The sequence below is a fragment of the Luteitalea sp. genome (assembly GCA_009377605.1).
GTDB lineage: Bacteria > Acidobacteriota > Vicinamibacteria > Vicinamibacterales > Vicinamibacteraceae > WHTT01.
This window is the reverse complement of record WHTT01000010.1, coordinates 1-11,465: the sequence shown is the minus strand read 5'-3', so window position 1 is coordinate 11,465 and position 11,465 is coordinate 1. Positions and strand designations below refer to the sequence as shown.

Annotated in this window: 9 protein-coding genes and 2 pseudogenes; 8 read left to right on the top strand and 3 right to left on the bottom strand. The window is 65.4% G+C overall.

Features of this window, described 5'->3' with window-relative positions; translation table 11 throughout:
* Positions 1–6 precede the first annotated feature (6 nt).
* Entirely contained in the window at positions 7–1,866 is a 1,860-nt protein-coding gene (locus tag GEV06_04965; protein ID MPZ17248.1) for a transketolase, read from the bottom strand.
* A gap of 201 nt (positions 1,867–2,067) precedes the next feature.
* On the opposite strand from GEV06_04965, the gene GEV06_04960 reads away from it, so the two are divergent.
* The 3 genes from GEV06_04960 to GEV06_04950 all read left to right on the top strand — a co-directional run bounded on the left by GEV06_04960 (position 2,068) and on the right by GEV06_04950 (position 4,926).
* On the top strand, positions 2,068–3,066 hold the full coding sequence (locus GEV06_04960) for an isocitrate dehydrogenase (NAD(+)) (protein MPZ17247.1): 999 nt from the start codon (positions 2,068–2,070) through the stop codon (positions 3,064–3,066).
* A 131-nt stretch (positions 3,067–3,197) separates the two neighbouring features.
* On the top strand, positions 3,198–4,331 hold the full coding sequence (locus GEV06_04955) for a hypothetical protein (protein MPZ17246.1): 1,134 nt from the start codon (positions 3,198–3,200) through the stop codon (positions 4,329–4,331).
* Between the two features lie 274 nt (positions 4,332–4,605).
* Entirely contained in the window at positions 4,606–4,926 is a 321-nt protein-coding gene (locus GEV06_04950) for a hypothetical protein (GenBank protein ID MPZ17245.1), read from the top strand.
* A gap of 149 nt (positions 4,927–5,075) precedes the next feature.
* Here the strand turns inward: GEV06_04950 and GEV06_04945 are convergent, their stop codons facing one another.
* Positions 5,076–6,209, bottom strand: coding sequence for a M20/M25/M40 family metallo-hydrolase (locus GEV06_04945; protein ID MPZ17244.1), 1,134 nt, complete (start codon positions 6,207–6,209; stop codon positions 5,076–5,078).
* Between GEV06_04945 and GEV06_04940 the strand changes: the two genes are divergently transcribed.
* The 5 genes and pseudogenes from GEV06_04940 to GEV06_04920 all read left to right on the top strand — a co-directional run bounded on the left by GEV06_04940 (position 6,196) and on the right by GEV06_04920 (position 10,999).
* The gene (locus GEV06_04940) at positions 6,196–7,170 is read left to right on the top strand and encodes an SDR family NAD(P)-dependent oxidoreductase (GenBank protein MPZ17243.1); all 975 of its coding nucleotides are present in this window, start codon (positions 6,196–6,198) and stop codon (positions 7,168–7,170) included. The two genes, GEV06_04945 and GEV06_04940, sit on opposite strands and share 14 nt — an antisense overlap.
* Positions 7,167–8,543: a polynucleotide adenylyltransferase gene (locus GEV06_04935; GenBank protein MPZ17242.1), complete on the top strand. Its 1,377-nt coding sequence runs from the start codon at positions 7,167–7,169 to the stop codon at positions 8,541–8,543. The genes GEV06_04940 and GEV06_04935 overlap by 4 nt, the downstream gene beginning before the upstream one ends.
* 167 nt (positions 8,544–8,710) lie before the next feature.
* Positions 8,711–8,821, top strand: a pseudogene (locus GEV06_04930) (PadR family transcriptional regulator).
* Between the two features lie 261 nt (positions 8,822–9,082).
* Positions 9,083–10,303, top strand: coding sequence for a helix-turn-helix domain-containing protein (locus GEV06_04925; GenBank protein ID MPZ17241.1), 1,221 nt, complete (start codon positions 9,083–9,085; stop codon positions 10,301–10,303).
* A 9-nt stretch (positions 10,304–10,312) separates the two neighbouring features.
* Positions 10,313–10,999 carry a PQQ-binding-like beta-propeller repeat protein gene (locus tag GEV06_04920; GenBank protein MPZ17240.1) on the top strand — a complete coding sequence of 229 codons (687 nt, stop codon included), beginning with the start codon at positions 10,313–10,315 and terminating at the stop codon, positions 10,997–10,999.
* Here GEV06_04920 and GEV06_04915 read toward each other — a convergent pair.
* Positions 10,951–11,067: pseudogene (locus GEV06_04915) on the bottom strand (hypothetical protein). The gene GEV06_04920 and the pseudogene GEV06_04915 sit on opposite strands and share 49 nt — an antisense overlap.
* Between the last annotated feature and the right edge of the window lie 398 nt (positions 11,068–11,465).

Sequence of the window (11,465 nt, the reverse complement as noted above, 5' to 3'; positions counted from 1 at the left end):
CCTTCGTTAAGCCGTTGCTCCGACAACGGCTTCCACGATGTGACGCGCGGAGATGCCGTAGCGATCGAGGAGCACGTCGGCTTGGCCGCTTCGGGGAATCTCACGCACGGCCAGACGCTGTACCGGGATGGCGTGTGGTGCGACCGCTTCAGCAACCGCATCGCCCAACCCGCCAGCGGCGTAGTGATCTTCAACCGTGATGATCCTGCCGGTCTCCCTCCCCGCAGCCACCAACGCATCGGCATCGACCGGCTGGATCGAGTACAGATCGATCACGCGAATCGAGATTCCCTTCTTGGACAGCTCGTCGAATGCGGCCAACGCCTCATAGACGGTGATCCCGGCCCCGACGACAGTGGCCTGGTCCTTCGTACCGCTCCGGAGGACCTTGGACCCGCCGACGGTGAACGGCTCATCTGCCCCGTACAGCACCGGAGTCTTCGGCCGCGTCGTTCGCAGGTAGACAATGCCCGGCTGTTGAGCAGCAAGGATGGTGAGGCGCTCGGTGCTGACCGCATCGCAGGGATACAGGACGGTCGCGTCCGGCACGGCCCGCATCAGCGCGAGGTCCTCGAGCGCCATCTGGGACGGTCCATCCTCGCCGATGGACACGCCGCAATGCGATCCGGAGAGCTTGACGTTCACCGCACTGATGCCGGCCATGCGAATGAAATCCGCGGCGCGTGTGAGGAAGCACCCAAAGGTCGAGGCGAACGGAATGGCACCGACGCTTGCGAGTCCCATGGCCATGCCGACCATTGACTGCTCGGCAATGAACGCCTCGTAGAAACGATCCGGAAACTGTTCCTTGAACTTCTCGCTGAAGGTTGAGTTCTTGACGTCGCCGTCGAGCGCCACCACGCGTGGATCGGCGGCGCCAAGCTTGGCGAGCGCTGTGCCATACGCTTCCCGTGTGGCAACCTTGTCCCCCTTGCTGTAAGCGGGCACGAGCACATCCGGAGGCGTGCGAGGCGTCGGAGGGCTCGTCGCGTTCACCGGAGCCGGGATGACCGGACGCGTGGCGCCACGCTCGTCGACGAGTTGCTGCTCGAGCTCGGCAATCGCGCGCTCCATCTCACCATTCTTCTTGAGCGGCTTGCCGTGCCACCCGTCCTTGCCTTCGACAAAGGAGATGCCTTTGCCCTTGAGCGTCCGTGCCAGAATGACAGTTGGACGACCTTGCGTCGCGCGCGCGGTGGCGTACGCCTCGACGAGCGCCTGCAGGTCGTGGCCATCGACCACGAGTGCATGCCAACCAAAGCCACGCCATCTGGCCGCGGTCGATTCGAGGTCGTGCCCGAGCTGCGTCTGGCCGCTCTGCCCATACTTGTTGACGTCGACAATGGCGCAGAGATTCTCGAGCGCATAGAATTGCGCGCTCTGAGCAGCCTCCCACACGGAGCCTTCCGCCGACTCGCCGTCACCCAACAAGGCGTAGGTGCGGTAGGTGGATCCAATGCGGCGCGCGTTGAGGGCCATCCCCACCGCCGCACAAATGCCTTGGCCAAGAGAACCGGTCGCCACGTCGACAAACGGCAGGCGCGGCGTCGGATGACCTTCGAGGTCGGAGTCGATCTGGCGGAGCTTCAAGAGGCTGGCGCGGCCGATCACGCCCAGCTCGGCCCAGACCGCGTAGAGCAGCGGCGCCGCATGCCCCTTCGACAACACGAAGCGGTCGTTATCCGGCCGCCGCGGATTCTTGGGGTCGAATTGCATGTCCGCGAAGAACAGCGCGGCTACGATATCAGCCGCGGAGCAACAGGTCGTAGGATGGCCGCTTCCGGCTTCGCTGGTCGCACGAACGGAGTCGATGCGAAGCCGCGTGGCGATATTCTGTAGAACGTCGAGCGAAACAGCAGTAGTCACAGTCAAGAGTGCCTCCCTGTGGAATTATAAGGTGAGAGGTTCGAGGTTCAAGGTTCGAGGTTGAAAGCACCCGGGAGCCACGAAAGGCTCGAGGTTGAGCGCCGGGGCGCCCGAACGCCGGACCTTCCACCTTGGACCTTGAACCTCGAACCTCGAACCTTGAACCTTGAACCTCGAACCTCGACGCTGACCCTTACTCCCATGCATCAAATTGCCCTGATCCCTGGCGACGGTATCGGCCCTGAGGTCACGGAAGCCGTTGTGCGCATCATCGACGCGGCTGGTGTCGACGTGACCTGGGAACGCTTCGACGTCGGAGCGTCAGCCTTGGAGCAGCAACAGACAACGTTACCAGAGGCGCTCCTGACCTCGATTCGGCACCACAAGGTGGCGCTCAAGGGCCCTGTGACGACGCCGGTTGGCTCGGGATTCACGAGCGTGAACGTCGCGCTGCGCCAGCAGCTCGACCTGTTCGCGAATCTCCGGCCCGTGACGAACCTGCCGAGTGTGCCGTCGCGCTTTGCCGACGTCGACCTCGTCGTGGTACGCGAGAACACTGAGGACCTGTATGCCGGTCTCGAGCATCGGGTCGTCCCGGGCGTCGTCGAGAGCCTGAAGGTGATCACGGCGCACGCGTCCGGGCGCATCGCGCGGTTTGCGTTTGCATACGCGCGTGAGCACGACCGGAAACGGATCACGGCGGTGCACAAGGCCAACATCATGAAGCTGAGCGACGGTCTCTTCCTCGACAGCGTCCGCGCCGTAGCCAAGGAGTTCACCGACATCACCTACGATGAGCGCATTGTGGATGCCGCGTGCATGCAGCTCGTCATGCACCCGGAGCGGTTCGACGTGCTGCTGATGCCCAATCTGTATGGCGACATCGTGTCCGACCTTTGCGCAGGCCTCGTGGGCGGCCTCGGCGTCGTCCCTGGCGCGAACCTGGGCGAGGAGATGGCGGTCTTCGAGGCGGTACACGGCAGCGCACCGGATATCGCCGGCAAGGGTGTGGCCAACCCCACAGCACTTCTGCTCTCGGCGTTGATGATGTTGCACCATATAGGCGAGGGCGCCGCGGCGAATCGCATCCGAACCGCGTTGCATAAAGCGCTCGACGAAGGCTGCCGCACGCCGGATCTTGGCGGATCGGCAACGACGGCGCAGTTCACGCAAAGGATCTGTGCGATTCTTGGGTCCTGAGAACCAACAGCCCTGGAGCCGGAAACGGACACCTCGGCGAGGCGTCCCTACCACGATGGTAGGGCGCGTTCGCCGAACGCACCGCGAGCGTGGCGAGGCACCGCCCTAAGGCTGCGCCCCGCGAGGAAGCGATGCTATATTCTCCGCTGATGCTGGACGAGATTACCCAGGCGGTCCTCTCACGCGAGGAGGTGGCCCGCTACCTCCGCGGCACCGAGGGACTCTCGCCGGTTGAGGCGCGGGAGCGAATCCACGCCTATCTCGACGAGCTTCGCACGACGCAGCGGTATCACATCTACCGCGCGCTGAAACACCCTCTCTACCCTATTCTTCGAAAGATCACACGGATCGGCGAAGGCCTGGAGCATGTCGAACGGAGCGTGGCGGCAGGACGTACGGTCTACGTCTCGAACCACAGGAGTCACCTGGATTACCTGATCGGCCCGCTCGTGCTCGAAGACTACGCGATCCGGCCGCCGATTATCGCCGCCGGCATCAACCTGTTCGGCGGGGCGTTCGGCTTGATCAACCGGCATGTCACCGGCGCGATTCCGATTCGACGTAACGCCCGCGACCCAGTATATCTGGCGACGCAGAAGGCGTACGTCGCCGAGATACTCGAGCAGCACGATCTGTTGTTCTATCCGGAGGGCGGCAGGAGCTACGCGGGTGATCTCAAGCCGTTCAAGACGGGGCTGGTTCATGCCACGCTGCTGGCCGACAACGGTGCGCATGTGCAGATCGTCCCCTGCGCGATCACCTACGACCTGGTGCTCGAGGATCGCACGCTGGCTCGCCAGGGCGTGAAGCGTGGCCAGCGACCCTTCACGCGAGAGATTGCCGAGATGGTCGGCTCTGCCGTTGGCTACGAGACGCGGGCGTTCGTGACCTTCGGCCCGCCGATTTCATTGACTGGGTATTGCTCCGATTCGCGGCGCGATGTGCTGCAGCTCGCACGTCTGACACGAGAGCGCGTCAGCCAGCTCTACAAGGTATTGCCCACCGCCCTCGTCGCCACGGCCATGCGGCCGTCGATTGCGGAGTCCGATCTCGAAGCGCGCGTCGAAGCCCTGACGACGACGCTCATGGTCCGAGGGGCGAACCTCGACGTCAGTGACCCGACCGTGGCGACCGAGCGCGGCGTGGAGCTGCTCTGTCTGCGCGGCGTCATCGTGCGCGAGGGGCACCGTTTTCGCGTGCGCGACCGTGGTGTCCTGCGCTATTACGGGCACGCCCTCGACCATCTCCTCGCACCGAAGAGCTGACCCGCCGTCCCCTCGGGATCCGGGAATCCCAATCGTCGATCCAGCAGGTCAAATTTCCGTGACCGGCGGAAGGAATTCCATGGCGCGCCGGAGCTCATCTGTTTGGCGCCAAGCATCCCTAATGCGCTACGAATAAAATAGTTGCTCATCATGGTCCCCCTGGAGAGTCTGTAGGCACATCATTTGCTGGCAGGTGTGCGGGGTGATCTCTTTGCGTGCCACACGCACCGGTGCCGCGTCAGCGAAGGCGCGGCGGTACCAGGAGAGGATGGACATGACGACCAACGTTGCTCGGTTGGCGCTCCAGGCTGAGACGCCGAGCGCCGCGGCACCCGCGTCGCGTGAGAGCTTGGCGCAGCGGGTCGTGACACGGTTGGCACAATGGCTGTGCGGGATACAGGGACATGACGCGCTCCTCCACTTCGAGCCCAATCGGGTCACGCTGCGTTGTGCTGCATGCGGGCACACCTCCCCGGGATGGACGACGGAGCCACGCGCGCCGGTGCTTCGCTTCGAAGGAGATGCGGCACGGCATCGGTTGCCGGGAAGGAAAGAGGTTCAAGGTTCGAGGTTCGAGGTTCGAGGTTCAAGGTAGGAGGCCAGTTCCTGCGAAGAGGTTGACGTCGAGCGCCGAGGGCTGGAACGTCGAGCGTTTCGTCAAGCCCTTACCCCGAAACCCGAAGGAAACCTCCGGCGTTGAACCCTGCAGATAACCTCTTACCTCGGACCTTTTACCTCGAACCTTTAGCAAAACTGCTCCGCCAACCGCACGAGCACATCGCGACAGATCAAGACATCCGATATCACCACGTGCTCGCAGGTGCCGTGAAGTCCCGCGCCGCCGGGGCCGAACACCACGGACGGAATGCCGGCGCCGCCGAGAATGGCGGCGTCTGTCCAAAAGCTCACCCCTTCCGGTGTCAGGCCCAGACCGGTCCCATGGGCGGCAGCGATGAGCGCCTGCACGATCTCCGCGCGTCGGTCGATTTCGTAAGAGGGCCGCGCGAAAACCATACGCGCGTGTCCCTCGAACTCGGCATCCGCTTCACGCAACGCCTCCAGGGTCGAGGTCACCTCCGCCAGGGCCGTGTCCGCCGTTTCGCCGCTCACGGTGCGGCGCTCGAGCCGCAGACGACAGGTATCCGGATAGCTGCTCCACTCGCGCCCGCCGTCGATCATCGATGCATGCAACGAGGCGGTACCGACAAGCGGATGAGGCGACCGCGCGCGCAGCTCGCCATTCAACTGCTCCAGCGCCGCGATCACGCGGCCCATGCGCATGATGGCGTCGCGTCCATCCTCCGGGCGGCTGCCGTGCGCCGCTCGCCCTTGCGTCTCGGCTTCGATCCACACAAAGCCTTTGTGGGCGACGGCGAGCTGCAGCCCCGTCGGCTCGGTGACCACCGCGGCATCCGCATGCCAATCGGCGACCAGCGCGTCGGCGCCGACACTCGCATACTCCTCGTCGATCACACCCGCCACCACGAGGCGGCCGCGAGTGAATCGGCCAGACGAGGCCACCGCTCGTGCCGCGCCGGCAATCGCCGCAAGGCCCCCCTTCATGTCCTGCGCGCCACGTCCATAGAGCCGGCCGTCTCGCTCGATCGGTGTGAACGGCGCCTCCATGCCCTCCACACCGACCGTGTCTAGATGACCGCACAGCAAGAGCGTCCGGCCGGGCTCGCGTCCTTGCAGAACGCCTACGACATTGGGACGGCCAGACGCGACCTCGACGAGCTCGACGTCCAAGCCGGCACTTCGAAGATCCGCAGCATACGCCTCTGCCATCTGCTGCTCCCCGGCGCCGCCAGGGACGAGCGATGGGTTCACCGAATCGATGGCGACGAGGTCGCGTAGGAGGTGAATGGTCGGGTCCATGGCAGCGTTGGTTCTTGGTCCTTGGTCCTTAGTTCTTGGTGCGCGGCGTCGCCGCGATTCTAACAGGTCGTCCAGCCTGCCAGACGACGCCCAGCCACCACGCCAAGAACTAAGGACCCAGGACCCAGGACCAAGGACCAAGGACCTTCGCTATGATGGTCGCATGGCACGCGATCTTGCGGGTCGTACTGTTGCGATCACCGGAGCCTCCGCTGGCATTGGCGCCGCATGCGCCCGTGCGTGTGCGGGCCGTGGCATGCACGTCGCCTTGGCAGCGCGGAGAGCCGATCGCTTGGCGAGGCTCGCGGACGAGCTGCGCACGACGAGCCGGATGGCCATACCGGTGATTGCAGATGTGACCTCGGAGGCAGACATGCACCGGCTTGCGGGCGAGGCGGCACAGACGACCGGCCGACTCGACGTCATGATTTGCAACGCCGGTATCGGCTACCACGGCGCGCTCGAAGACACACCCGTCGAGATCGTCCGTCATCTGATGGACGTCAACCTGCTTGGCTCACTTCACGCGGCCCGCGCGGCGCTCCCACTGTTCCGCTCCCAAGGCAGCGGGCACCTGGTGTTCGTCTCGTCGATCGTCGGCCGCCGTGGCTTGCCCTTGTACAGCGCTTACTGCGCCACGAAATTTGCCCAAGCGGGGCTCGCCGAAGCACTTCGCACGGAGCTGGCCGGCTCCGGCATACATGTCAGCGTCGTGTTTCCTATTAGTACGGATACGGAGTTTCGCGAGGTGATGGTGCGAGACTTCGGCCGACGTGTCGGTGGCCTGGGACCACGCCAGTCGGCCGAGCAGGTGGCGGATGCCATCGTGCGCTGTCTCACACGCCCTCGTGCCGAGGTCTACCCGCATCGGTTGTCTCGTCTGTTGCCGGTGCTGAATGCAATGGCACCCGCGGTGGGTGACCGCATCATGCGCCGATTCACTCGTCACCGCCGCTCATGAACTCGCCTCGGCCCCACGATCTGACGGTGGCCATCGACATTGCCCGTGTCGTCGATGCGCATGGTGGCCGCGCGATAGTCGTCGGCGGCTTCGTGCGCGACCGGCTCCTTGGTCGTCTCTCCAAGGACGTCGACCTCGAGGTCTACGGCGTGCCGGCAGCCGAGCTCCGCGCGCTGCTCGAATCCATCGGTCGTGTCGACGTGGTGGGCGAAAGCTTCACCGTGTACAAGGTGAAGGATATCGACGTGGCACTGCCACGACGTGAGTCGAAGGTGGGGCGCGGTCATCGTGGATTCGCGGTTACCGGCGATCCGTCGCTCTCCTTCGTGGAAGCGTCGCGCCGCCGCGACTTCACCATCAATGCCATGGGATGGGATCCGCTGACCGACGAGCTGCTGGATCCCCACGGTGGACGCTCGGATCTTGCGGCGCGACGCCTCCGTGCTACCGATCTCGCCACGTTTGCAGACGACTCGTTACGCGTATTGCGCGCGCTGCAGTTTGCCGCCCGGTTCGAGTACAGCCTCGACGAGGCAACGGCGGCGCTCTGCCGACAAGTCCCGCTCGATGATCTGCCCGCTGAGCGCGTCTGGGGTGAGCTGGAAAAGCTCCTGCTGCAGGCACCACGACCATCCGCGGGCTTCGCGCTCGCAGGTGACCTTGGCATCGTTCAAGTGCTGTGGCCCGAGATGCATGCTCTCATCGGCTGCCCGCAGGAGCCCGAGTGGCATCCCGAAGGTGACGTCTGGATCCACACGTTGATGGTGATAGACGAGGCGACGAAGCAACTCGACGGCCTGTCTCGTCCCGAACGGGTGACGATCATGCTCGGTGCGATCACACACGATTTCGGCAAGCCGATGACCACGGCTGACATCGACGGGAGGATCCGATCGCCGAACCACGAGGCGCGCGGCGTGGAGCCGGCGAAGCGCTTCTTGGATCGGCTCAACGTACACACGATGGATGGGTACGACGTGCGGCGACAGGTGCTCGGGCTCGTGCAGTATCACCTGGCGCCAAATGCATGGTACAAGTCGCCGACGCCGGTGGGAGACGGTGCGTTCCGCCGGCTTGCGCGGAAGTTGGACCTCGAGCTGCTCAGCCGTCTCGCTCACGCCGATTGCCGCGGCCGCGCCGGTCACTTCGATTGCTCCGCGATCGACTGGTTCATCCAACGCGCGCGCGCGCTTGGCGTCGAGCACCGACCGCCCGTGCCGCTGCTCATGGGGCGACACCTGATCGATCTCGGCGTCTCGCCGGGACCATCGATGGGGCAGATCCTACGCGCTGTCTACGAACGGCAACTCGACGGCGCTGTCACCACGCTGGACGAGGCGCTGGCGGTTGCACGGGAGCTCATGGAGCAGTGACGCGCCAGACGAATCCTCATCGTCAGCAGTCCGGTAGTCATCGTAACCATTACGTTGTTCTCGCCGCTGCAACTACGATCAAGTCGTTCGTTTGGATTTGGCCGCCGTCACGACGCCCAGTGGTTGACAGCTGACCGCCGTACGCGTTAGTGTCGATAGCCCATACCATGACGCGCCGCTCCATTCCCGACCTTCTGCCAGGGACGCTCGACATGCTCATCCTGCGTACGCTGCAGACGCAGCCGCTCCATGGCTGGGCGATTGCGGAGCGGATCCAGGCGTGCGCATGTGCGGCGCTGATTCCGGCGCTGCGCGCAGGACGGATCGATCCGGTCGCCGCGCTCAGGCAAGATTGATCCGTGTAGCGTCTCACCGGGGGCGCGATCCCCCGATCAGCCTCGGCACTCGACGACTCCCGACTGCTGCTGCTCCAGGCTCTCCTTCCAGTCGTTTCTCGGTACGACCTGGTGTTTCTGGTCATGACATAGACTGAGCGCGGGATATCGAACGGTGGGAGTGACCAGTGTGGCGGGATTCCGATGGACTCGTTGATCACGGCCGCGGCGCGTGCACTCGCTGCGGGTGATCCCCTCGGCGCATTGAAGCGGGTCGCCCTGCGCGACGACGCCCCGGCGCTCGCGTTGCGAGGCATCGCGATGGCGCAGCTCGGCGATCTCGTGCGCGCGAAGGCGCTCCTGCGACGTGCCGCGCGCGCCTTCGGTCCGAAAGAGGCCGTGGCCCGCGCGCGGTGCGTCGTCGCCGAGGCCGAGATCGCGCTCGTCTCGCGCGACCTGGGCTGGCCTGCAAAGACGCTCGACGCGGCGCGGGCGACGCTCGACGCGCACGGCGACCGGGTCAACGCCGCGCATGCGCGGTATCTCGAAGTCCGGCGCCTCCTCCTGATCGGCCGCCTCGACGCGGCCGAGCGAACGCTCGCCGAGCTCGACCCCGCGCCCTTCCCGCCCGCGTCGAGGACTGCCCACGAGCTGGTGGTCGCGGGGATCGCGATGCGGCGCCTCCGGACGAAGGCGGCGCGCGCGGCGCTCGCTCGGGCCGAGCGCGCCGCGCGCCTTGCACGTATCCCTGCGCTGACGGCGGAGGTCGAGAGCGCCTCCCTCGTCCTGAACACGCCCGCCGCGCGCCTGCTTGCCAGTGGCGAGGAGCGACTCCTCCTGCTCGAGGAGGTCGAAACGTTGCTGGCGTCGAACGCGCTCGTCGTGGACGCGTGCCGCCATGTCGTGCGTGACGCACGCACGGTGGCCTCGCTCGCAAGGCGTCCGGTGTTGTTCGCGCTCGGACGCGCGCTGGGCGAAGCGTGGCCGGGAGACGTGCCGAGGGACACGCTCGTGGCGCGGGCATTCGGAGCGAAGCACGCCGATGAATCGCACCGCGCGCGGTTGCGCGTCGAAGTCGGGCGGCTTCGCACGGTGCTTCGGAGGCTGGCCGACGTGCGCGCAACGAAGCGAGGGTTTGCGCTGACGCCGCGCCTGGCACGCGAGGTCGTCGTGCTGGCGCGGCCCGTCGAAGAGGAGCATGCGGCGGTGCTCGCCTTCCTCGCCGACGGTGAATCGTGGTCGAGCTCGGCCCTGGCGCTTGCGCTTGGGACGAGCCAGCGCACCGTGCAGCGGGCGCTCGACGCGCTTGCTGCAGCCGGCAAGGTGCAGTCGTGCGGTCGCGGGCGAGCGCGTCGTTGGATGACCCCGCCCGTGCCGGGATTCACGACGACCTTGTTACTCCCCGCTCCTCTGCCGATTGATTAGGATGGAAGCATGAGTCGATCAACCGCTGAGATCGTCCGTGAGTATGGACCCTTTCCGGCCGTCGACCAGGTGCATGGCGTCACGTATGACGGTCAGCACGTCTGGATTGCTGCTGGAGACACGCTGAACGCCTTCGATCCTGCGAGCGGGAAGACGCTGCGCGCGATCGATGTCGCCGCGCACGCAGGAACGGCCTTCGACGGCCAGCACCTGTTTCAGCTCGCCGAGGATCGCATCCAGAAGATCGATCCGAAGACCGGCCGTGTGCTCGCCACGATCCCGGCGCCTGGCGGCGGCGGTGACTCGGGGCTCACGTGGGCCGAGGGGACGCTCTGGGTGGGGCAGTATCGGGACCGGACGATCCATCAAGTCGATCCCCACACAGGGGCGATTCTTCGCACGATCGAGTCCAACCGTTTCGTCACCGGGGTCACCTGGATCGACGGAGAGCTGTGGCACGGTACCTGGGAAGGTGACGAGAGCGAGGTGCGGCGCGTCGATCCTCGAACGGGAGAGGTCCTGGAGAGGCTCGAGATGCCACCCGGAGTGGGCGTGTCAGGGCTCGAGTCCGATGGCGGCGATCAGTTCTTCTGCGGAGGAGGCGGGAGCGGGAAGGTGAGGACCGTCCGCCGGCCCAGGCGAGGCCCCGCGACGGGCAGCGGCGCCGAGATCTCCGTCGACTCCACGAGCAAGTAATCGAAGCGGCCCTCGCGGGCGAGCTTCCCCACGTCGACGAGCCGGTCCTCTCGGACCGTGCAGATCATCACCCAGAAGCCGATCGGTCTGTCCGAAATCTCCCCCATTTATGTAGCTATTCAAGATACCTGGCGGTTGCCAATACTGGATGTTGCTTGGTGCCGGAGGAGACGCCAGCGTGGCGTTCGACGCTTCGCACGCCGGTGGCTCAAGGCACCCGAGGAGGCTCTTGTAGGAGCTGACTTCAGAAAGGACGAACAATGCGAACTTGGAGATCAAGGAATTGGTGGAGTCGGAAAGTGATGGCAGCGTCGCTGGTTGGCGGCGGCATTATCGCAAGCGGGGCAGTGGCCTTCGGGCTGGCGCAGCCGGTCGACGCACAGGGAATAGTGGTGCCCTCGCTGCTGACCAACGTGTACTCGGATCGCCTGACACAAGCGAGCATCGAGCTCGGTGATTCGCCAGT